We start from the raw sequence: 23,193 nt of genomic DNA on the forward strand, positions 1-23,193 counted from the left end.
TCTCCAGAAAATTTAAGTAAAAAAACCGCTCGGAAGCGGTAGTCGTTCGTTGTTCAATCCATCATCGGAGCGATAAAAAAGCACCCGAATTGGGTGCTCTAAGTTCTTTCAAAGTATTAAAGGGTTTGTAAAATTTTTCCTCCATTAATTAATTTAGTTGTGAGTGGTGCAACGCCGACAATTGCAGTACCACCAGCACCCGGTTGACCTTCAGTCGTGCCGTGATATCGCCAGTTCCAAGTTCCATCGTTTGTGGACTTGGTACCGCGCTGCCCCCATCTACCACCATCACCTGATAATGGAGATCCATAACGGTCATCCTGAAAACGATAACCTTTACCGGGCACTGAAGCTTCAGCATCAGTGACTTTTACAACCATGAAACTGTCAATAAAGTACCACCGCCAGTCCTGAGTATCACTGTAGATTGGTTGTCCTGTCATAACCCTGCCAAACGGCGCACCAGCCCCACCAGGAATGCCCTGCACTCCATAGCCAAGTTCAGGGTAGATGCCACTAGGAGTTGCACCACCACCTGAACCTCCACGAGCCAGTGTTCCTCCATCAATGATCAGGTTTAATTTACTGTGCCGGTTCATTAAACCTGGTGCTCCTTGGAACCCGTCACGACGTGTTCTGGTAAAGGTATAATTGGAATCACTAGATAATCCTCCATATGCTAAATGAGGGAGACCTCCATCACCTCCACGCCCAACAACTGCGCCTTTGATTAGGAGATTCACAACTAGATCAGGTGGAAACACTCCTGTATCAATCGCTGGTAATTCAGGTGCAGCTGGAACAATGAACTCTTTAGTTTCTGAGTTATTCGTATGCTTATAAACCATACGTGTTTCAGGCCGAAGTGAACTTGAGCTTGAAACCAATGCCCCTGCCTCAACCACAAAACTAATCTCACCTGTCGTTGGCAAATTACCCCTCTGCATTTGATATAAACGCGCAAGGTTAATATCTAGCTGGTCGTATCGAATGTAGATCGGTGAATCATCAACTGGTACGTCAATAAAGTCCTTGTCATTAAGGTAATAGCGCACATCGTAATTCACTGCAGTAATCGTATTCGAGAATTGATCTACCGGATCTTTTTTTGCGACAAGGTACGGCAAGGAACCTTTGGTATCATCATTAACTACGGTGTAGATGGTATTCACAAAATCATCAGAACTTAGCTTTAATGCAGCGTTCGGTAACCGTCCTAAAATAACCTTGTTCTTAGCAGATCCTGCAGTAATGGGAATCAAATCGACACTACCATCTCCCATTTGCAGATAAATGACGTAGCTCTTACCTGCAATGAAATCGACATCATGACTTAAGGTAAGAATTAAGCCTTCTTGCTTTGTCACCTCACCACTTTGATGAATTCCATTTCGATAATCAGCTACAGCGATGCGATCACGTAAAACCAGTAATTCCGATTCTGGAGCTGCATCAAAGGTGATCGATTTGCGCTGAAAGCGGAGCTTGTTCCAAAGCCTGTACGCATTGAAATGCGCTTGCCACTTATTACGTACACCTACCGATTTCACCTCTTTTGGGTTCTTGGCTCCTTTATCCGGCAAGTAGATATTGATACGGCTATCATCGGTCGGATCCGTGTATTCATAGATCAAACCATCGTAATCGTCCATTACACCAAAGGTCAGATCATGCTTATAACTATCAGGGATGATATTCCTGAAGTTAAACAGCAACACCGAGTTATCTGTTGGCCGTTCAAAATAGATCTTGAGCTTATTGTTTTGCCGGTATGCTGTACAAAACACAGCATCACAAAGGTTAGTGACCAGCTCCTCAAAGGAGAGATTGGTATCATCAATGGTGGTACAGAACTCTGCAGCTAACGGTGTACCGAAGTAGTCGACAATATCGTTATAAGTACGATAGATATTTTCTATATCAATTTCGTCGATCGTACGGCGTCCGATTTTGTCATCCAGTGCCATCGACACCAGTGCATCAGCAAAGCTTGACGTTGGAAATAACTCCGTCGTCATTGCTCCATTCTTATATGTTGGCAACATCCGCTGAAGATCAAAATTGATCTTGCGCGACTTAACTGCAAGCGCACCTGTAGTTGCATAAGTACGTGCACGAAAAACCGTTTCATATTCATACTTAGTGCTTTGCAGCGGGAATGCTCCGTAAAGTGCTTGCCACTTCACCTCATCAACTACACTTTCAACAGCCGGTGTAGGTGTTAAACGGCGTGCACGTACACTACAACGCCCCTGAAATGTGACCATATCCAGCGTTGCACCAATAGTCTGCCGTGACTTTGCTGAACCTTTCAGAATGATCTGTTTCAGCATTGGATTGCCAATGGCTGCACCCGATTCATTCACTGGTGTGACCTCAACTTCAATTGTCACGTTTACAGCCGCCTGATTGCCGCCTGTTGATACCGTATAAAGCCCATTACTGGCTACAAAGTTAAAAATGACACGGTTACGTTCAATGTTATCCAGGATGAATGGACCAATCCATTTCTCACCAATCGATGCAAGCTTTGGAGATAAAGCACCTGTTTGCTGGTTACTGAGTTCTTTTAGCTTTAACCAGTTTGGATTAACTGCAGCAGGATTTGATAACGTCATACGATCATCAGCAACGGATAAGACGCTATAAGTACCGTTTAAATCGTATGTTTGCCCGTTATAGGTAAATGAAGCATTAGTGATTTCAACACGGTCATTGCTGACAAATTTAGTCGTTAAATCGGTATTGTTTGCAGCTGCTCGAAGGATCTCATTTGGATAAGTAAATTGAAGATAATTAGTGCCTTCCAGACTTTGAGTATCAGCCGGTCGAAGGATCTGGCCATTCACTGAGTTTTGATGCTGAACACTTAAAGGTGGTGTGGTAATTTCGGTACCAAGTGAAAAATAAGGCTGTCCAGAAACAATATCAACGCCTGGTCGGAAGACTTCTACTGATGCCCCGGCAATATCAACAATATTGGTTTCACCATCGTACGCACCATTAATTTGATAGTGGCCACGACCAATACAGCCAACAATATGCTCAACTTCAACATTGTTTTCATAAACCTTGTAAGGTACAGCAATCAGATCAGGTGTATTCCATCCAGCACCATAGTTATCTGTAATGCGACCGTTTACCCTCATCTTATTTTCACGATTTGAAAGTTCATTATTTGCAGATGAGGATTGGTTGTTATTCTGATTGGTTTGAGCAATCGATGGTGCAGGCATTAAAAATGCAACCGCCACGCTTAAAACAATAGAAACGATTGCCGCAATAAGTGCAGGCATACCTTTCGGATTTTCAATCACAATAAAAGTGCCAGGTAAGAAATCCAGTTGTTTTAAGTCATGAGCATTCTTAGGTGTAACTTCATTGGCAAACGAAATTTCCGCATGATCCATATTGCTTGATGTATGAAAAATACGGACATGCTCAGGCATAGATTCATATTTGGAAGTTAGCCATTGCCCTATGGTGTGAGCATATTCCACTGTCTTTTCTTCAGACAAAGGATCTTGTTTATAAATAATCTTAATCATAGTAACTGACCCGACTAAACCCCATTGCTCTGATAACGTCTTCAGCTAAATAAGTGACCCCACCTTCCATTAGATGCAGTACACGACCTAAACGAAAAAGCCCCACATGCGGGGGCTTATTTCTTTGTCTTGGATGGAAGGCGACAATGCAGCCCTCCTTCGGCATGGGCAGCGGATTTAAGATTTTTAATCTTGATGGCAGGAATGTAATTTTGCCCTTAGGTTGCATAAATAAATCCAAAGCTTCACTACGATCTATTCCGTAGAGATCCATTGCAGCTTCATGGGCAAAATGAACGCAGTTGTACTGCTCTTCGTCATATTGCTTATCAAGCAAATGATCATGACTTTTCATACAGCCCCCTTCAGACCACTAAAGCGATCCAGTGCAAAAATATCTCCAGTCTTCGCGGTATTTAATCGTGGTGATTCAGCCTTGAATGTCACAGCTTTATGGTTCATTGATATGCCTGAAAGTTTCAGTCCTAACAAATAATGGATTGGTGTATTCAAGTTGTCCGAACTATAGAGTCGATAATTTACGGTAGGCTTAACGTCTGAATATTGCCCTTCAATTACCCTTTCAAACTCATCCGGCAAGACATCCCCAAGTCCTGAAATTGAAACAGTTAAGGTCTGGTCCAGATCCCCTAGCATTCCAGATCTTTGGATAGACATAGGTAGATATTCATAAAAGACCTGACCAGCCCCTGCCTTATGCTGCATATAGACGCCCCGATCATCATTGCGGACAACCCGATATGTGTTTAGAAAAGATGGATGTGATAACTCAATACACTCCAGCTGATAGATATCGACTTTGCGATTGAGAAAGAACTTGGCATACTCGTTATCCATTAGACCTCCCAATCTTTAATCAATGCTGCATCAGCTGTAAGGTTTGGCTGATTCTGAATAACTTCCAGCTGAGCAGTTACCCGGTAAAGATTTCCATTTACTTCATTGGTTTTAAATGAATTAGGAATAAAGTTGCATTGGTATTGCTGTCGCGTTCCCTGGTCAATGACAAGATCCGCATAAAACGAGGCTGGCTTGTTTTGGTAAACACGCCAAAAAGCCATCATTTTATTGAAATCGGTTTTACTTAAATTCCAGTTCATATCGACAATATGGCTATTACGTTTTACATCGATGTAATAGCGTCCACGCCCGCCATCCATCTGCTGACGCTTCACATCATCACCTGGTGTTACGCCATAGCCATTTGTTTGAGGATTTAGCTTTAACTTGTACATAACTTTCCTTCAGGTAATAAAAAAACCACCTCGAAAGGTGGTCTTAATAATTAACGATTACGTCTTGTGGTCGTATTCTCAGTCAAAGACCGGCTAATAATTGAATTTGGATTACCAATTTGATCTCCTACAATTTTAGGTACCGATTTGGGAAGCTGCTTATCCAGTTCATCTTTAACAATGATCCGTACAGTTTTCTCATCCAGTTGTTCAGCCTCAACTGTTGCACCACTAACCTGATTGATAACTTCAATCTTGAAATTGATAGTCGGTGAAGCAGGTCCAATTGAAGGCATAGTCTCAGCTTGAGGACGTGAAGTTTGCCCTAAAGTGAAATCCTGTACATCATCCAGATTTGAGCGATCCTGAACAAAACCATTTGAAGAAAAGTAAACTTTTCCGTCATGGAATAAATCTGGATTAACTAAATTAGGAGATTTAGCAGCCTTTGTATTGCCTTTATAAATAATCTGGCCATCCTGAACCGGTTGATTAAAGATGTCAGATTGCTTTTGACTTTCCATAAAGGCATTAGAGCTCATCAATGCACGGCGCATGACACTATCAGTTGAGGCATTGTTATTGAGGAAAGCTTCAGGGTTTGAACTCTTACGCATTTTCTCAACTAAACCCACACCGCCCCATCGTTTAATGTCTTCTTGAGACCATACGATTTCACCTTTGTGTACAGCTCCCGCAACTTCATATTTGCCACCTCGCCCAGTAAAACCACCCTCAGCAAAGCCTTGATCTTTAATTGCCCGGATATTTGCAATAATGCTGGCACCTTGTGCAACGGCCCCAGCAATCAAAGGCAAGTTATACGGAAAACCAACTTTTGAAGCTGCTGCGATATTTTGCTGAATAGCAATACCTGCAGCTGCAATTGCATAAGCTTTATCTGCAGCAAACATGAGCTTATAGGCTTTGGATTGTTCACCAAACATAGAGCCGAACATAGATGTGACTGAACCCATCATTTGCCCACCAAGAGCAATCTGTGCGTTTAATCTATCTTGATGATACTTGTCTTCAATGTCCTTAGTGTTCTGGGCATATTCATTGTAAATTTGACTTCTTTGCTCTTGAGCAGCTTGAATAATGGCTGTCTTCTGATTTTCAAAATCCTGTTGCTGAATTAATCCAGCTTCCATTTGTGCATTCAGATTGTCTAAACCATTTTGTTCATCTAAATCAGCTGCTGCATATTGACTATCAGCTAAGTCATTGGCAGCGCTCAAACGGCTGAACCGTTCCTGATCCTGTCTGTAGAACTCACTGGTACCATTTATATCAGCCTGAATACCCCCCAGTTCTGAACAGCGTTATTCACCTTATCGCGTGTCTCTTTGTCCTGTGTGGCTTTAGATAACGCGATTAATTTTTGACGCTCTTCAATGGAAAGCTTTGAATTCTTAAGAATCTCCTCCCGTTCGAGTCTATAGCGTTCCTGCATGGCTTGGGTTTCTGTCAATAAAGTTTGTTTAGCTTGAAATAAACGCTGCTCTTGAGCGAGTTTCAACAGTCCTAATTCCTGCTGATATTGCTGTTCTAGCAATTCTACTGCTTGCTTTTGTTCAGATTTACTTAATTCAATATCATGAGCCGCATTGAACTTTTTGCGATCAAAATTTTCTTTAAGTAGTTCAGCCTCGGTTTTCTGGAACTCCTTGTAATCCTCAAGTTTGCTTCTAATCGCTTGTTTAGCGATAGCGATATCATTATCGGCACGGCGCTGTAATTCTGCCTTGATTTCAGCAGTACGTTGTGGGGTAAACCCTGCTTTATCAACGGCCTCCAGTCTAACCGTTAAGTTATTCTGGATCCGCTGTACTTCACTGGCAACCTCATTTTCAAGTGAACGCTGAGCATCTAACTGACGATCAAGTTGCGATTGAATATCCCCCGTAGCTTTATCACTGCCTTTGCTTGCTCCGCTCTTAACCTTGCTTTGCATACTCGGCGATTGATGAAGCAACTTAAGAGAAACACCATCCTCAAAGATCACCTCGCTGACATAGCCACCACCTTTGCTGTCATACCATGTCTTAATATCTTTCACGGCGACATTGGTCGTGATCGGCGTGCCTTCAGGCATTGAAAAATCAATACCCTTATGAAATGAAGAAGCCCCTTTGGTAGGGGCTTTTCGTGGACCATAATTAGAACTGATCTTATAGGAGGATAATGGTTTTCCTCCTGCTTGTAATCGGGCTAGATGTTCATTCGATACTTTCTGGCCAGACATTGAACCACCATATCGAACGTCGAGATGAGGACCCGTGCCAATCCCAGATTTACCCGATACACCTACAAGGCGTTTGGCAATTTTCTCCTGCTGCTCCAACTCCTTTGTCTGCTTACGTTTGGAGTCAATTAGTTTCTCTTCTCGCTCCTGTTGTTCCTCAATAATTTTGAGGTTTCGCAAAGCACTATCAATTTCATCTTTAGATAAAATCGCACTCATTCCTTTTGCTTTTTGCAGTTCTAGAATCGCGTTAGCCTGAGCAACTGTATATCCCGAATCAAGCAAACCTGATTTATAGATTGAATCAAGCACATTATCTCTTTGCTTATCCCGATAATCCTGTAAAGCCTTCGATGCTTTTTCGGCTTCAGTTGCTGTATTTCCAATTGCATTAGCTTGTTGTTGATGTTGAAGTGCAGCGTTTTGCGCAGCATTCCCAGCTAACTTACTTTCAACACCAACATTCTTTAAACTTTCAACTAACTTATTACCCTTTTGATAGCCTTCATCATATTTTTCAACTTGCAGTTTAAGTGCATTATATAAATCAGGTGGAATTTTCATTCCATTTAATCGTTCAATGGCTTGGGTATAGCTAATAGTACCAGTACGTGCATCATTAGAAATTTTGGCAAGTTCTGCATTACCGACTGCATAGTTTTGAATGTTAATTAATGCAGAACCGACAGCAAGTTCAGTCTTTCTCAATTCCTTATTTTGAGCTTCCAATGCCTTGGTCATATCATCAATAGCAGATTGCTTTTCAACTCCTCTTAATTTTTTAAGTTCTTCAGCCGTTTTATTAGCAACCGCTGCTTGCTCCTCAAGCTTTTTATTGGCTTTTTCCGCCTGCTCTTGAAAATACATATAGCCTGCAGCTAAAGCAGAAATACCAATAGTAATAGCACCTATAGGACCTCCAATAAGACCAAGAGCCCGACTGCCAATACCCCCCGCTAATGACGTAGCAGCAGTCAGTTTGGTTTGTGCAGCAGTTTGTGTATTGGTTGCTGCTATGACAGTGGCTTGAGCTTGGGTGTATCTTAAAGCAGCTGCAGTAGCTCCATATTTGGCTTGAGTTTCAGCATTAGTTGCCTGAACATTAGCAAGGTGTGCTTTAGCTGTATTTAAAGTTGCTGCCGCTTCACTAAGTTCTGCTTGAGCCTTAGTTATTGAGGCTTGACGACTAGCCAATGTTGAAACTATCCCCTCTTTAACAGCTGCGCCTTTTAGTAAAATTGCACGGGTGATATATCCGATACCAACGATAAGTGCGCCATCAGCCAGTAAGTTCAAATTACTTGAAAGTACCTGAATCGAACCAGTAAGTACTTGTGCGGCTCCTGAGCCTTTCCCAGCTTCTCCTACAAATTTGGTAATTTCATTATTTAAAAGAGTTAATGATTGTCCAATTGTGATATCAGTTTTACCAAATAATGCATCTACATCAGACTCAACATTTCTTAGAGCTTTCACAATCTCTTGTGAAGTAATTTTTCCTTCAGCTGCTACTGAACGCAACTCTCCTACGGTAATCCCCATACCTTGTGCAATGGCCTTTGCTAATGCTGGTGTTTGCTCCATAACAGAATTCAGCTCTTCACCGCGTAGTGTTCCACTTGCAAGGGCTTGTCCAAACTGTACTAATGCTGCATCAGCAGCCTCGGCACTTGCACCACTAATTGCCACAGCTTTAGATACGGTTTCAGTTAAACGAGCAGTATCATCCATAGTTAGGTTTAAAGTCTTAGCATTATCACTAAAGCGTTGGTACACCTGTAACACTGAATCCCAAGCAGAATAGGTTTTTTGAGCAATTCGGAATGTATCTTCTGTTGCTTTATTCAGCTCAACCTGACCATTTGTAACTAACTTAAGCCGGTTCTGAAGCCCTGTGTAAGTATCCATTTTAGAGATGGCTGCACCTACAGTAACCAAACCTGCCATATAGCCAGCAAGTGCACGTGTCGAGACAGATAAGTCATCCATAGACTTTGAAGCATAATCACCTTTACGTTCAATACTATTGAGCTCATTGCCTAGATTACGCGCATTACGTTCAGCATTTTGCGAATCAATAACAATGACCAAACGAGATTCTTGTGCCATTTTCACTTTTCTCCAGGCAATAAAAAACCCGCTTTCGCGGGTTATGTTTTAAATAATCTATTGCAGACTAATGTTTCAAACAGTTGTTTAGAACTTCTAGAGCATGCATATCTGCACTTTTGAATTTACTTGCATATGCTTCATCAATAAGCTTATCGCCTACTTTAATACTCTCTTTGTTATTATCAACATTCCTGATAGCCTGCTTAACTTCTTGAATTGTCAAATCTCTTTCCTTGGCTTTGAATGCAGCTGCTGAAGTTTCAGCATTATCTACACACTGTGACTTCTCATCATCATTAGACTCATTCTTAGAGCAATATGCCATCCAGTTCAATTGAAATGGAAGTGTGTCTTCTTCTGAGGCACTTTCAAGCACTGCTCTATTATTAATTACTATAAAGCGATTAAATCCTGTGTACCCACCATAACTATTTTTCGAATTTACTTCCCCACACACACCTTTAACGTTCTGGAATTGTGCTGACTCAGGATCTTTTAATATGCTTAAAACAGCTTCTTTGGACTCTTTTTCAATCTTTGAGCAGCCGCCCAATAAAACTAACAAACCCAATAATATTACTCTATTCATTTTAATTGGCTCACTTTGCAGGTGCTTTATTTAGAAGCTGATCAACTAATTCATTAATTTTTGTCTCAGTGCTACGCCACTTGTTTAGAGCTAAACCACCATTACCGCGTAAATTAAATGAAGCTTCTGAAACTTGACGACCGTTTTGCAGTAAATTGAATCTCGCAGCAACCATGTATGGCGCAAAGTCCCATGATCTAGTAGCTGTGTAATTTAGAGTGGTTTGACACAAGCTTAAGTTGTCAGTGTCTTTATATGTTTTCGCATCGATATTATAACGAGCGAAACTACGCTCAACGATTTGATTGAAATCTTTAATAATTACCTTGGGATTATCAATAATACAAACCTGTCGAATAGAATCTGGGTTAAAACCAGTAGCATTATTAACTTGTATTGATGTACACCCCACCAAACCCAGACCCACTAAACTAACAGCCAATATTTTCTTCATGAATTTTCACCATTTGTTATAAAGTTTGAATAATTTAACAAACTGGTTACTAAATGTCACACAATGAAAAACTACCAGAAAATATTTAAATATGTTTTCTAAAATTTAATTAGAAGTTTCATAGCCACTTATACATTTATTGAAAAACATTGATGAATAATCTTTCCTGTATGCTTTTCTTTCACTTTCATTCACCGGAAATGGTATATAGTCGTAGGCAATATCAATTAATTTCTTACTAAAAACAATTCCCACTTCATCTTGGATCTTTTCATCGACTAAATTATATTGCTCCTCTCGACTTTGGCCATTGAAATAATTATCCCAATAGACCAATGCTAGCTCTGTATATGATTCACACCTTTGCTTTATTTCCATTTTTTCCAATGATTTGGCTTGAACCGTACCTATCAATGTAAGCATGAGTGTAAATAGATAAAACTTTTTCATGAAAATACCTATTTAAATAAAGAGTAAAATTTAACAGTTCAGAAAAGTAAAAACCACCCGAAGGCGGTTTAATTATTATTCATATTCTTATTGAGCTCATGCCCCACTGCTGTACCAATACCCTCACCTGTTTTAAAAAGATATTTATAAACTTTTGGGCCCATTAAAATTAAGGCTATTATTAAAATAATTAGCCAGAAATATTTTTCATTTAACACCTGTGATTAACTTTGAAACATGTATGAATCAAACACATTATTCAAGTCTTAAGTGCCAAAAATCAACCACAATTAACTACAAAAGTTTTTTTATAAAAGCTAATCACAGCCTCAAAATCTCTTAATAGAGTTTCCTCTGTATATACTTTAGGAGCAAGCTTGAGTAGAGCTGGCATATACTGTTTTTTGTAGACTTCAGGGTATGTCTTGCACAATATTTCCCGCTTCAGTTGAAGTGGCACTTCTCGATTATTTAGGTCATCGAGCATTTTCCCTATTTGTTGATCTGCACTCATAAATTGCGCTTCAACTGAAGGAGGCAGTGGTTTATTTCCCACTTGTTTAGTGCAGCTAACTAAAACAACCAAAGAAATAAATAACCCCAATGTATATAAAAGTTTTACTAACATATTAATATTCAATATAAATTATTGTTAATATTATATATTTCTACAAATCAAAATACATTATCTAAAATAGCCATCACGAAGATAGCTATTTATTACTTTTTGGGTTTAGTCGAAATCTTCTTATGAGCCTCTTCAATAAATAGATTATCCAAGGCAAAAATACAGTCATTGAAGATATGAGCATCAACTGGCATGTCATTATGCTCAGCATAGACATTGATAGCTTGCTGGTCTAAAGATAATGGAATGCCCTGCTCATATCGCCTAGATCTAATAATCGTGCTAAAGGCGGCAAGAATTGAATCAGTTGCATAAGAATATTCAGGTGGATCTGGGATATGTCCACCTAAGAATTTGATTTGTCCGATTTCGTGCGGCGTTTTCGACGCATAGGTTTTTTGGTATTTGTAGAGTTCGATGACTTTCCCAGAATTAAAGCCTTTTCTTTATCAGCCTCTTCTTGGATCTTTTGTGCTTGTTCTTTCACGAATAACCAGATTTGAATACCGATATCACCCATATTCAGTAATTTTGAAGCATTCTCTGGTGTATAAGGCATTTCAGTTTCTACAGTCTTTCCATCAACAACTTGTGCAAATACCACACCTTTCCAGTCCTCAATTAAGTGAGCTGCGCAAGCATCCATCAAAAGCTCATGGTACAGCTTTGCCGATGGATCGTTCGCCATCACGTCATAACCTTTAGATGAGATTTGATTACCTGCACGCTCAATGGCTACCTGAAAAGGCTTATATGCGATACCACGGACTTTAAACTCTGCCTGCACTTGACCATCTATGCCTTTAAACTCACACCATTTAGACACTTCTGAGCTTTGAATAATTCCGACTTTTAAAGCCATACCTACCTCTAAAATTTAAGAAATAAAAAGCCCATGGGACTACATAGGCTTTAAGGTTAATCAATTTGGATTACACAAGAGCACGCACAATTGTTGGAGTTGTGCGGACTTGGGCAAAGTTGATATCAATTGTAATGATGTCATCTCCTCCACCATCTGGATGGTTCGCTTCCTTGACTTCAAGTTGCGGAAAATTAAACGAGTACTTACTTGCTTTGGTGTCTGTAATATCGAAGGTTAGTGTAAATACATCACGTGTTTTAATTGCATCAATCCAAGCTGCAGAAGTTGCCGAGAACATGAAATTAGCATTAACGCCAATATCCATCATTTTCTCTAAGTAAAACTCTGGTGTGTACTTACCTGAACCGATACAGCGAATTGCTTCAAGATTATTACTAAAATTAATAGTGAGGGTTTGTAGACAAGCTTTACCTTGAATTGATTGGCCATTAATAAGTAGCTTTTCAACATTCGGCATACTCACCAGAGGGCGAGTGGATGCTGGAATAGGATTGGTAACAGGATTAACCTGCTGTCGCGTAAATGAGCTACCTACTAAACCAAAGTTACCAGTGATTTTGCCTGTGGTCTGGATCGTCATTTCACCTGTATTCACTTGAATACCGCGGTAAATAAAGACTTGACCTATATCTTCAAAGACTTTTACCAAGGTAAGAGACTTACGTACTCCACCACCAAAACTTAAAGCATTTGCAGCCCAGTTATTGAAAGCAAGAACATTTAAGAATAAGTCAAAGGTACCGAGTGATAATTCAAACTCTAGTTGACCAGTTACTTCGGCTTCCGTTACAACAGCACCTTGGCGAAAACGTGAATCAACTACTTCACTGCTATCTTCAGTTGTTACATTTTCAGTCAAACTATCAGTAACACGGCGAACGGTGTACCAGACTGGATTTGCTGGAGTTGTCCCTAATACTGCTTCTTCACAAGCATATAATCGAATTTTTGCGCCTGAACTCATTTATAGTTCTCCAAAATTTAGGCAATAAAAAACCCGCTGAGTTAGCGGGTTATTAAAGTGTTTCGTTTGTGTCCTGTATTTCTGGTGGTTCAATACCTTCCATTGCAGCAGCTACAGCTTGAGATAAGTTAGTGGGCTGGAACTCAGCAGGTGTTTCACTTAAGGGTTCTTCCGGTTCTGACTCTGGTTCCTCATGTAAACGGATATCGATCCAGCGAGAGAAAGGAATATCCATAGGGTTTTCCAGATCAGCCACAATTGCAGCCTGTTCCAGATCAAACTTACGTTTGTAGGTTTTAATGGAAATATCACCATTCTCTAGCGTTTCATAGACAACGGCGACAACCGTATTGCCATTGGCATCTTTCGGTACTTCGACATACCAACCTTCCTGTGCAAACCCTAGTGAGCCTTTAATCAGGTAATCACCAATTCCATGCTTTTCGAAAGTAATTGGCTGTTTTTCGGCATCAGTATTCAGTTCAATATAATCACTGAATAGTTTTACAACTGGAGACGCGGCTTTGATGAATCCTGATCCATCAACCGTGGTGTTATGTTCACCACGTAATGCATACCACTGTGAGTAAGCGCCTTGATAAGTCTTTCTTCTGAATCCGAAGTAATTAGCAGAAGTTCCGATACTAATATTTGCAGTATGCTCACTCGCATTACCAGTATTCATACCGATAATAAATTGAGCAATATTTACAGGGTAATCGCCTGCTGCCTGAGCATTAGCCCCAACACTTTGTAAACCTATGTATGTTCCACCACTATCATTGTCTGCTAAAGGAGAAGCTGTTAATAATTTACTTGTTGCGAAACCATTATTTAGTAAACGCTGGTAATCCCCTGAGCTAGAATCAATTAACCGCTTCCATGGTGTCCACGTTGCTAAATCTGAAGTGGATCGATACCAGATACGGCCGCTCGAAGCAGAAATATAAAGTTGATTTCGGTAAGTGTTTGATCCTGCAATACTTGTAACGATCAGAGTGCCCACTGTACTAGTTTCTGGAAAGTTTAGAGCCATGGTTGCGCTAGCGAATGTATCATTACCATAGAAACCAACTGTAGTCAGATCATTTAAATTAGTTCCACCAGCATCCGTATTTCGAAGTGGTTTACCTAAACCAAAATCTCCCACTCTAAGAACGCGACCAATCGTATCATCTGAATAAGATGTAGTAAGTGTCCCTCCAGCTGCTGTTCCCGCTCCCTGAACTTGAGACAGCTGAGGATTTAAATTTGGAATTCCAGATGCAAAAGGCAACATAAACTGCATTTTGCCTTGTGAGGAATTAAATGGATAAGGCCGATGATCCCAATTAAACTTGAATACTAGATTTGCCATTATGCTGTTACCCCATCAACTACCTGAAAAGTCAAAGTTTCGGTGTGTTGAGTTACACCATTGACAACCCCTTTAATATCCATCTGTACCAAGCCCAATGGCCATGCACTGGTACTTGCACCTGACTTCACGTTAAGCCAGCCTTTTTGTGATGTCTGGTTTAAAAGCGAACAAGTTAAAGTGGCCACTGCTGCACCTGTATCTAAAGCCTTAACTTGTGATGTAAAGGTATAACCTGTTAGATTAATTGCCCGACGTACATCATCGGCAGGATATTGCAGGGATTCATCCATATCAACGAGCTGCAAATTTAAGTTGAATGTGTCACCACGTTTAAAAACAAAATTGCTCATAAGTGATTCCTATTGATATAAAAAAAACCACCGATGAGGTGGTAGTGAATAAGACATAAAAAAACCTCTCAAAATGGAGGTTTCATAATTCAAAATAGCTAATATCTAGGCTTATACCTCTTGTTTCCTCCACTTGTAATACAGTAGTGCCCACCTCTTGGACCCACGCAATAATCCACTACAGCACATGAACAATCACTGTCGTAATAGGTTTTTTTCTGTTTTCTTTCAGTATGATGAGGATTAGATTTTAATGCCTGATAATTATTTGATGTAGTTGATCGAGACTTTTGCTTAAAACAACCATCCGTTTCACATAATAGTTTTGTTGATACCCACTGAGGTGACGAGGAACTTAATGAGATACGTACCCAGTTTCCTTTTTTCTCATAAATATCAACTTTTTCACCACGTCCAAGTTTTGCTACAACACTACCATTAGGCTTATCTCTAATATTAAGTGTATTGGTATTGATATATTTGGATTCTATAACCTCTTCAACTGAATTTTGTGCTTCCTCAGAGTTTGAATTGTTTCTTGAAGTATTGTCATTTCCAGAACTAAAAATCCCTAAAGCAAATAATCCAGCGGCACCCCAGCCTAAAGTAGATTTTTTCATGTTTTACCATTTGTTATAAATTTCTATTACTGTAACAGAATGTAATCACAAATGATAATATGCTAAGTCATTAAAAATAACCAACTTCCAGTAGTTCTTTCTTGAACACAAAGCTAATTATCTAAATCAACACTTACTCCAGTAACAACGTTATGTTTTGTCCCACCAAGACTATGAACGTTGGCTAAGCGTATATTCACATCAGAAACACATAGCCTATTTTCACTTTGCCATTTGCTCAGCTCTACAGACATAACATCTTCAAGATGTCGTTCCAGTTCTTGCCGTTTAATTTCGATTTCTTCTAAAGTCAGCATACATGACATATCAATTCACCTTGTACCCAATACTTACATTATACTGAATGAAGTCAGCGTCTTGACCGATAAAAATTGATTGTCCCTGTAAACATTCTAGATGATCGGTTGAGTAATATTCGAAATGCTGCAGTAAAGAGTCACTGAGCTCAGTTAAACCTTTCTCTCCGGTATGATGCCGAGCAAAGCATTGCACCATAATATTACCGGTACGGCGTGTACACGGATTATCAGCAATACCAGATAAATAGCTGGGTCCACCTGTATTGGTTAAGCGACACCACAAACCTTCCTTTGGGACCTTAAAGTCTGGTGCATTTGGATACTGAATTCTGTCTTGGGCAATACCTGTAAAGCTTTGCATGCGTTCGATAATAGCTTGCCTTGTTTGCTCTAAAGTCATTGCCATCTTAACCACCATACTTTTGAGTAATATATGTAAATGTAGTGCTATAGATACCTTGCGGCGCTTGATCTGACCAACCATTTTCCAAACGTTCGGCATAAGGCTGGTTATTTTGAATATAGATCAAATTACCCAGCTTAAACTTCACAGCTTGAATCGCTGCATCTTGAACGGCGTTTGTTTCAGGACCTCGTACACCAAAATCACCAGATCCAATCGAAATAATATGCGATGCACGATAAGCACCTGTATCGACTGGACTTGAAACAACCAAGGATTGCACTGTATCCATCGTGATTTTCTTTACCTGATCTTCTGCTGCTTTAGAGACATCAAGACTAAAACTAGTCGGCTTTTTCCCCTTCCACCCCATGCTTTACCTCACTTTCTTCATACATTTCGAAAAGGTCTTGAGCGATTGCTTGAATTGAGTAAGCTTCAAATTCTGAGCTAGGCTCTTTTTCACCCATTAGTTTTCTGATTTTTTGCCATACGTGGACAGCTTCATGCAAAAGCAGCCCATAAACTTCAATCGGTTTTCTTTCTGAGGTATCGCCAAGCTGAACAATTGCATAAGCGCCATCAAAATAGTAATCAACTTGAGCTGCTGCGCTTTCTATGGAAAGGAACTGATCAACATGATTCATGTCATCAAAAAGCAGATCCATGTGTAGCTGATTTCTAGCAAGCGTGTATTGAACATGTTGAAATGGTGAGATGCGCCATAAGGGAATGTAATCTGTACTTATCATCTAAACTCCTAACTTGCTCCCATTAAAAAACCCACCGAAGTGGGTTTAAGCTTATATCCATAAATTAATACTACAATTTAGTTTCCTAATACATTTTGGTTCCGTATCCGCCTTGCTCGAAACTTCAATATTTAATCGATATCCATATACCGGAAACAAAACTAAATATTAGATAAATAAATGCAGCAATAATTACGGAAATAAAGACTATGATAATCCCGTCAGAAATATAATCTCTATTGGCATCATTCTCAGGATTTTCCTTGGGATTAAGTATCATTGGGGTATTTAAAGATTTTTTCGCCTCATAGAATCCCCACCCTATACCCAGCAACACAATTAGTATCGCAAAACCAACTCCAAGATCATAAATAACCTCTTCAGCAGCATATTTATCATTTGAAGCTGAAACACATTTATCAAAGTATTTTTTTTCAGTTTCAGAAAGCGTAGAGATGGCTTTTTGATCTTTAAATAGATCTTTAAAATGAATATTACATGTCTCAATAAATTCTTCTTTATCGTCAGTTCCATCGCCCTCGTAATTGCTTGTACGAGAAATATAAAGTGTGCTATGGGTAGTTGTTGTCATAGAATTTCATTAAATTTATAAATGGATATTTTAATTAATAGAAAATTAATCAATTCAGCTATCTTTTTTCAGTAGTCTAACTATCTTCAAACTGAGTAATATTACATATAAAGGGCCCACCTTCATCAAACTCCTCGCCATTTAACAAGATATTAAAACTTCCACTAAAAGTACTGAGTGCTCGTACAGATCCTTTCTTCTCTTTTAATTCTAAATCACGACTTAATTTGTCTATTACAATGCTGAAGCTTGGAGAGATAAGTGAAGTAATTTCTTTACAATATTTAATAGCTTCATCTTTAGATGCTTGATAATTTCCTGAATGTTTTGAATATACATAAAGATCTCTCCATATTTTTTCATCAAAACTCTGTGATAGATAAAAATTTAACCATTTTTTGTCATTTTTATGCTCATAATAGTAATCTGAACTTACAGGATTAAATCTTATAGACATTGGACGACCATAAGTTGACGTCTTCATCTCGGGGTATTTTGTTTTTATTTCTTTTGCATAATTTAAAAATAAGCGAGATTTGTAATCCTTGATTTCAGAGATTTCTTTATACGCATCCGAGATATTAGTGGGAGTTAATTCTTGCTTCACTGGATTATTAACAGATGAACAACCTGATAATAAAATTATACTCCATAGTAAAAATTTCTTATTCATAAGAACTCCTATATTTCGAGCCTAATTATATAGAATCTTTCCTATATTTTCCTCAACTGGCATTTCCAAATAGTTTCTGCTGGATCCTGTTGAATATGAATAACTCTAAATGAGCCTAAGGCTGTTACCCATTCATCATCAATCTTTGGGGCCATGGTCACTTCATTTTGAAGCACAGTTGCTTTCTTATCTGTGGCCAGTACTCCAAGCGTTTGTATTTCATATTGACTGTATGAGCCGAATAGAACGCCACGGCCAGAATAGTTTTCTTTAACTTCAACATAAGTTTCAGTCTTAGGATCCCAATTTGATTTAGTGACTCGCTCACACGTAAATGTATGAACGGTATCCGCTAAATCTTCATTAAGTGCTTCAGCAATATCTGCCTGAATTTCGTCACGTAAGCCCATTAGATTTTCCTGACAAAAAATACAGCTTTGCGCTTGCAATAAGGTCTGATCAAATCAAGAATGAATTGCTCGATCGCACTAAGCTTTACTGATCCATCCTGATATTCCTTTTCGGTCTCAACAGTATCGGCTTTTACTTTCTTACGCTTTAACGCTTGTTCCTGACCTTGGTATAACTCCCCTTTCATAATTCCTTTAATGATCTGATAAGAGGCAGTTTTGAGGGGTTGAGGTACTTTAGCTGCATCCTCATAATGCTTAACATTACGTGCGAACAGATATGCCTCGGCCATTTGAAGATATTGAGCTTTATCACTAGCAGATAAAGCATCAAAGCCTTCCACATGTTCAATCGCTTCTTGTTCAGTGATAAAGCTCATGGATTATTCCTTTGGAAGAAGTGCTAACAACTCGTCTTTTTTAGCACCTGATTCAAATGCAATACCTTTTTCAGTTAATACAGCACGAAGCTCATCGACTTTTAGTCCGGCATAATTAATTGGTTGTACTTGGTCATCACCAGCGTTTTGGTTGTCTTGAGCTTGCTGGTTGTCACCTTCAGGGTTTTGTTTACCTGCTCCCAATTCAAGCTCGGCAATTCGCGCTTTCATTGCTTCAGGATTATTCTGAAAAGCAATAAATTCGCCTTTCAATGTTGCAAGCTGCTCTTCAAGCTCATTAATTTTTGCTTCTGTCATTTGTTGTCTTTCCCGTGCACGGTTAAATGATGAAAGGCCCATTTGTGGATCTCCAAAAAATAAGGCGGTCTTACCCGCCTTTTAGTTATTTGATCTTGTGCTTGAATGCCACAATACGGATCTGCTTTGGATCGTAAACACGTTCCCAGTTATCAGCTGTAGCCAGACCTGCGTTGTTAGGTGCAATACCTGTCACACCAGCCCATTTAATGCCACGAGGATGTAAGACAAAGTGACGGCGGTTAATAAGAATGTCAGTACCTGCAAGACTATCTCGGTCAGTCTCAACACCAACCGGTGCACCAATATCTTGGAAACCAATCGCGCCCTGGCCAAATAGGAATGAGGTAAATACATCACCGTCAACTGGCATACCATCATCAACAATTACACGGCGCTCCATAAAAGTTTTATAGAGCAAAACACCATCAGCATCACGCACGGTTTCAATCAAGCCTTGCTTAGATAAGGCAGCCATTGTTGCCGAATGCATTGAAATAGCCGTTAATTTATCGACTGCATCACCAAGTTTGTAAGATGCATCCACAAATGAATGCCCATCAATGACCGCAGCTGTGCCAGTTCCTGCTGAAATATCGTGAACATTGCTACCCATATTTGTAGCACTGAATACGCCTTTTAACGTGTTCACAGTAAAGCCCTGGAATTCACGTGACCAGTAATCAGCTACAAGATCACCTACTGCGCCTAAAGGATCATCACCAGATAATGCCTTTGCTAAATCATTGGCACCCCATGCTTTACCACGGGCATGTAAGATCGCAAGATCTTGTCCAGATGTAATGTTATTAACAGTTAAAGCGTTTTGATCAGAAAGTACTTCAGACTCACCACTTAAGTCATCCCAGAAAGGAATATTTACAGTAGTACCGCCTTTTGTTCCAAATGCCACATCTACATCCAGATCCCCAACAATACCCGATTGCCATAAAGCAGACTTTTCGGCAGTTTTGTTTAATACGTACGGAGTGAATAACTCAGGTACGATTACATCAGCAATTTTTGTCTCAGCCATTAGGCTTTACTCCTTAAAGATTAATACCGTGTTTTGCCGCTAACTCTTTTGCCAGTTGCGGATTTTCATTTCGTAATTGCGCCAATTTGGTCATGTTTACCGTGCCGTCTGCTTTCAAGATGTCAGGTTGACCTTTTGAGTTGTTACTGCCTGGTGCGCCCATACCATTTGCTTTAGGCCAGAAGTAGGACTTTTTCTCGCGTAGAGATTCGACCCACTCTTTTGGCGATAATGCTGTCTGGCCATCTTTGCCAATAATCACTTCGCCGTTTTCATCAACAGCAACTGCTTTGCCGTTTTCATCTAATGCAAACTTTGATTTAGCTAAAAACGCAATGTCTGCTGTTGCTTCAGGTAATGCTTCAAGCTCTACAGCTGCTTGAATAATTTGCCCTTGGATTACTGACTCTTTGAACTTATTTGCATAAGCTTCTGCTTTGTCAGCTCGGTCTTTTTCGGCTTTAAGTACCCGTTCATGTTCTTCACGCATCTTCTCGGTACGTTTCTGAATCACTTCGGTAATCTTGCCTTCAGCGATTAATTTAGCTTCTTCATCTTGATCGATCTGAGAAAAGACCTTTTTAACAATTTCAGGATCAATACCTTCAAATTGTTTTTGAAGTTTCTGGAGTTCTTGTTTTGCAGTCTTAGCAGCATCACGCTCGCTTTGAAGTGCTGTTTTCAAGCCCTTAGGATCTTCATAGCCGTCTAAATCGAGGCGAAACTTCCCGCTTTCCTCGACATATAGTGCTCGGTGCTCTTCTTTGATGGCATCAAGTGAATCAACAATAAATGGCAATGACATGTTCAAACCTCTCGTTTGATTTTGGAAAAAGCCTTATCTCAAGGCATTAAAAAAAGCGCCCCGAAGGACGCTTTATTTCAATTAAATTATTTTTTATTTACTGACAGCTTGGCGAACAAATGCATCCTTAGCTTCAAGTAGTTTTCGTAATCCCGTTGATTTTTCAGGACCATCAGGCAAAAGTTCGTCCATTTGCTTAGCTAACTCACCAATTGGCTTACTAACTTGCTGCAAATGTTCTGGTAAATGTTCATACTTAAAATATTGAATAATTGGACTTGCCATATTTATTACTCACAAAAAAAAAGAGCCTTTTGGCTCTTTGGTTAACAATTACAAAAACGATCAATTGATTTTTAAAAACAGATCACGATTAATATATGTATCTCTTAACTCTTTAATAAACTTTAACTTAAATTTCCGCTCAAGATTTGTCTTAAGTTTCTTGGAGGGTATAAATCGATACCAACTTGGATATGATATAACATTATCAATTTTACTACCTCTAACGAATCTAATATTTACGATTTTCAATAGATTCTCTTGCATTGGGGCTGGTATAAATTCTCTCCATCTTTTCTGCGGATTATAAGTTTCAGTCTGAATAAATTGCGAATAGAGAACGTTTTTCTCCATTTCTGAAAAATATATTTCATCTGCATTGACGTCTTGAACAGGGCCTAACCACTCTAAAACGAGTTCCGCTCCAACACCTTCCAAGGTTGTATTATTGATTTGACTTACATGTATGTAGCCATTCAGTCCATGATCACTTTCCATAGGGCAGCTAACAAAATTTTGTGTTCTAGCTAAATATACAGCTATGTCAGGGTTTGTTTGATGATAAAATCTCATATTATTTTCTATACAAATTTAGTTATAGAAACTTATATCACATCATAAAAAAAGATTATTTGAATTCCCTTGTTTGAATCTCCAGTTCGTTAAATATTCGTTCATCCAACTTTCGAAGTTGGTCCAATGTGTAAAGTCGTCCTTCAGGATCAAAGAACTTTTCAAAATCAAACTTTCCATCTTTATAAAGTTTGTACCGCTTAGGCCCTAGCCATTCTTTCTGAAAGAAATCATCTGTCTTTTTAAAGAATTCTTTAAATGTAGTGTTTGCATCCAACTGACCGATTAACTGACTACGCTCATCTTTTGGAATATCCTTTACTTTGCGCTCATCCATTACAAATGGACGTTCACCAACTAATTTACCGTCCTTCTCAACCGGGACCAGAATACTGCGGCAATTTGGATGTAACGGCGGTATCCGTTTTGCTGGATCGTTAATCTCCCATACAGAACCATCAAGTGATGCACAAAGTTTTGATGTTCTTCCGTCCAGCGTTGCAACCAATCTGACGTATTCAAAACCAATCTGGCTAAAGCTATTAAGATAAGCTTGATTGGCCACATGACTGCGAACCGTTCTCACAGTACGGTCAATATCAGACTTAGAAGTACTTAATAGACCATCCTCAAAATTAAGACGCTTCGTACCGCGAATACGCTGAACAATTTCCTGATTCGTTTTACCTGAGCTAATCCCATCTCGAATGGCATATTCAACTTTTTGACGGGCGCTTTCAGCCAACTTAGTTAAAAGATCATCGACCAAGGCTCCGCCCACTAAAGGAACTTTTTTAGCCGCCTTATAAAGCTTGTAACCATTAGGCTGTTTAATCTTTCCGCCGTATAACATAGCTGTGTAATTAGCCTCATATATGGCCAATGCTGTAGCAGAAACGGCAAAAGCTTCTGGCAATGAAGTATTTATTGCCGTAAACCACTCAGAGATTAAATTTCGAATCTCTTTTAAGTTTGTCGTAGTGTACTGGCCACCAGCAAGAGCAACCTTTTCTGAATCATTTAACTCATCAAGCAAATCCCGAAGCTTTGCCAACATCAAAGCCGACTCATCATTAAAGATCTTTAGTAACTCATTCACTGTATAAGAAGAAGTTCTGTATAAATACGCCTGATGCTGAGTGAGTACTTCAATCAATGATTTTTCGATATTTGAAGCCATTTAA

General features: G+C 39.4%; 27 protein-coding genes and 1 pseudogene. All 28 read right to left on the reverse strand.

All coding sequences use genetic code 11. The features are described from left to right. Positions 1-116: 116 nt before the first annotated feature. Complete coding sequence (locus tag SOI81_RS11255) at positions 117-3,548, reverse strand: host specificity factor TipJ family phage tail protein (protein WP_320540751.1); 3,432 nt, start codon at positions 3,546-3,548, stop codon at positions 117-119. After that, positions 3,541-3,903 carry a hypothetical protein gene (locus tag SOI81_RS11260; protein WP_320540752.1) on the reverse strand — a complete coding sequence of 121 codons (363 nt, stop codon included), beginning with the start codon at positions 3,901-3,903 and terminating at the stop codon, positions 3,541-3,543. Before SOI81_RS11260 ends, SOI81_RS11255 begins: the two co-directional genes overlap by 8 nt. Beyond that, the gene (locus tag SOI81_RS11265; RefSeq protein WP_320540753.1) at positions 3,900-4,406 is read right to left on the reverse strand and encodes a DUF1833 family protein; all 507 of its coding nucleotides are present in this window, start codon (positions 4,404-4,406) and stop codon (positions 3,900-3,902) included. Before SOI81_RS11265 ends, SOI81_RS11260 begins: the two co-directional genes overlap by 4 nt. Next, positions 4,406-4,804, reverse strand: coding sequence for a hypothetical protein (locus tag SOI81_RS11270; RefSeq protein WP_320540754.1), 399 nt, complete (start codon positions 4,802-4,804; stop codon positions 4,406-4,408). The genes SOI81_RS11265 and SOI81_RS11270 overlap by 1 nt, the downstream gene beginning before the upstream one ends. Positions 4,805-4,854: 50 nt before the next feature. Continuing rightward, positions 4,855-9,161: pseudogene (locus tag SOI81_RS11275) on the reverse strand (tape measure protein). 67 nt (positions 9,162-9,228) lie between these two features. After that, positions 9,229-9,753, reverse strand: coding sequence for a hypothetical protein (locus SOI81_RS11280; protein WP_320540755.1), 525 nt, complete (start codon positions 9,751-9,753; stop codon positions 9,229-9,231). Positions 9,754-9,763: 10 nt separating this feature from the next. Beyond that, positions 9,764-10,207 carry an Sbal_3080 family lipoprotein gene (locus SOI81_RS11285; RefSeq protein ID WP_320540756.1) on the reverse strand — a complete coding sequence of 148 codons (444 nt, stop codon included), beginning with the start codon at positions 10,205-10,207 and terminating at the stop codon, positions 9,764-9,766. A gap of 105 nt (positions 10,208-10,312) precedes the next feature. Continuing rightward, entirely contained in the window at positions 10,313-10,657 is a 345-nt protein-coding gene (locus SOI81_RS11290) for a hypothetical protein (protein ID WP_320540757.1), read from the reverse strand. Between the two features lie 280 nt (positions 10,658-10,937). After that, on the reverse strand, positions 10,938-11,285 hold the full coding sequence (locus SOI81_RS11295; protein ID WP_320540758.1) for a hypothetical protein: 348 nt from the start codon (positions 11,283-11,285) through the stop codon (positions 10,938-10,940). Positions 11,286-11,631: 346 nt separating this feature from the next. Next, positions 11,632-12,147 (reverse strand): hypothetical protein, encoded by a 516-nt coding sequence (locus SOI81_RS11300; RefSeq protein WP_320540759.1) that lies wholly within the window; start codon positions 12,145-12,147, stop codon positions 11,632-11,634. 70 nt (positions 12,148-12,217) lie between these two features. After that, the gene (locus SOI81_RS11305) at positions 12,218-13,135 is read right to left on the reverse strand and encodes a phage tail tube protein (protein ID WP_320540760.1); all 918 of its coding nucleotides are present in this window, start codon (positions 13,133-13,135) and stop codon (positions 12,218-12,220) included. 52 nt (positions 13,136-13,187) lie between these two features. Next, positions 13,188-14,492, reverse strand: a complete 1,305-nt coding sequence (locus tag SOI81_RS11310) for a pyocin knob domain-containing protein (RefSeq protein ID WP_320540761.1) — start codon at positions 14,490-14,492, stop codon at positions 13,188-13,190. Beyond that, a complete protein-coding gene (locus SOI81_RS11315) occupies positions 14,492-14,845 on the reverse strand; it encodes a hypothetical protein (RefSeq protein WP_320540762.1) in 354 nt (117 codons plus the stop codon). Before SOI81_RS11315 ends, SOI81_RS11310 begins: the two co-directional genes overlap by 1 nt. Before the next feature lie 98 nt (positions 14,846-14,943). Then, complete coding sequence (locus SOI81_RS11320; RefSeq protein ID WP_320540763.1) at positions 14,944-15,465, reverse strand: SH3 domain-containing protein; 522 nt, start codon at positions 15,463-15,465, stop codon at positions 14,944-14,946. A 113-nt stretch (positions 15,466-15,578) separates the two neighbouring features. Further along, positions 15,579-15,791 (reverse strand): hypothetical protein, encoded by a 213-nt coding sequence (locus tag SOI81_RS11325; protein WP_320540764.1) that lies wholly within the window; start codon positions 15,789-15,791, stop codon positions 15,579-15,581. Between the two features lies 1 nt (position 15,792). Beyond that, complete coding sequence (locus SOI81_RS11330) at positions 15,793-16,191, reverse strand: hypothetical protein (RefSeq protein WP_320540765.1); 399 nt, start codon at positions 16,189-16,191, stop codon at positions 15,793-15,795. A 1-nt stretch (position 16,192) separates the two neighbouring features. Then, on the reverse strand, positions 16,193-16,561 hold the full coding sequence (locus tag SOI81_RS11335; RefSeq protein WP_320540766.1) for an HK97 gp10 family phage protein: 369 nt from the start codon (positions 16,559-16,561) through the stop codon (positions 16,193-16,195). Then, positions 16,533-16,940, reverse strand: coding sequence for a hypothetical protein (locus tag SOI81_RS11340; protein ID WP_320540767.1), 408 nt, complete (start codon positions 16,938-16,940; stop codon positions 16,533-16,535). Before SOI81_RS11340 ends, SOI81_RS11335 begins: the two co-directional genes overlap by 29 nt. A gap of 124 nt (positions 16,941-17,064) precedes the next feature. After that, positions 17,065-17,433 carry a hypothetical protein gene (locus tag SOI81_RS11345; protein WP_320541583.1) on the reverse strand — a complete coding sequence of 123 codons (369 nt, stop codon included), beginning with the start codon at positions 17,431-17,433 and terminating at the stop codon, positions 17,065-17,067. 175 nt (positions 17,434-17,608) lie between these two features. Then, the gene (locus tag SOI81_RS11350) at positions 17,609-18,205 is read right to left on the reverse strand and encodes a hypothetical protein (RefSeq protein WP_239957895.1); all 597 of its coding nucleotides are present in this window, start codon (positions 18,203-18,205) and stop codon (positions 17,609-17,611) included. Between the two features lie 41 nt (positions 18,206-18,246). After that, positions 18,247-18,615 carry a glutamate 5-kinase gene (locus SOI81_RS11355; RefSeq protein ID WP_320540768.1) on the reverse strand — a complete coding sequence of 123 codons (369 nt, stop codon included), beginning with the start codon at positions 18,613-18,615 and terminating at the stop codon, positions 18,247-18,249. Next, positions 18,615-18,995 (reverse strand): hypothetical protein, encoded by a 381-nt coding sequence (locus SOI81_RS11360; RefSeq protein ID WP_320540769.1) that lies wholly within the window; start codon positions 18,993-18,995, stop codon positions 18,615-18,617. The genes SOI81_RS11355 and SOI81_RS11360 overlap by 1 nt, the downstream gene beginning before the upstream one ends. A gap of 3 nt (positions 18,996-18,998) precedes the next feature. After that, complete coding sequence (locus SOI81_RS11365; RefSeq protein ID WP_320540770.1) at positions 18,999-19,355, reverse strand: HeH/LEM domain-containing protein; 357 nt, start codon at positions 19,353-19,355, stop codon at positions 18,999-19,001. Positions 19,356-19,398: 43 nt separating this feature from the next. Then, complete coding sequence (locus tag SOI81_RS11370) at positions 19,399-20,349, reverse strand: major capsid protein (protein ID WP_320540771.1); 951 nt, start codon at positions 20,347-20,349, stop codon at positions 19,399-19,401. A gap of 13 nt (positions 20,350-20,362) precedes the next feature. After that, positions 20,363-21,154 carry a hypothetical protein gene (locus SOI81_RS11375; protein ID WP_320540772.1) on the reverse strand — a complete coding sequence of 264 codons (792 nt, stop codon included), beginning with the start codon at positions 21,152-21,154 and terminating at the stop codon, positions 20,363-20,365. 93 nt (positions 21,155-21,247) lie between these two features. Next, positions 21,248-21,439, reverse strand: coding sequence for a hypothetical protein (locus SOI81_RS11380; RefSeq protein ID WP_320540773.1), 192 nt, complete (start codon positions 21,437-21,439; stop codon positions 21,248-21,250). Between the two features lie 60 nt (positions 21,440-21,499). Next, the gene (locus SOI81_RS11385) at positions 21,500-22,009 is read right to left on the reverse strand and encodes a hypothetical protein (protein WP_320540774.1); all 510 of its coding nucleotides are present in this window, start codon (positions 22,007-22,009) and stop codon (positions 21,500-21,502) included. Between the two features lie 55 nt (positions 22,010-22,064). After that, on the reverse strand, positions 22,065-23,189 hold the full coding sequence (locus SOI81_RS11390; protein WP_320540775.1) for a minor capsid protein: 1,125 nt from the start codon (positions 23,187-23,189) through the stop codon (positions 22,065-22,067). Between the last annotated feature and the right edge of the window lie 4 nt (positions 23,190-23,193).

The organism is Acinetobacter pittii (genome assembly GCF_034067285.1).
Taxonomy (GTDB): Bacteria; Pseudomonadota; Gammaproteobacteria; order Pseudomonadales; family Moraxellaceae; genus Acinetobacter; species Acinetobacter pittii_E.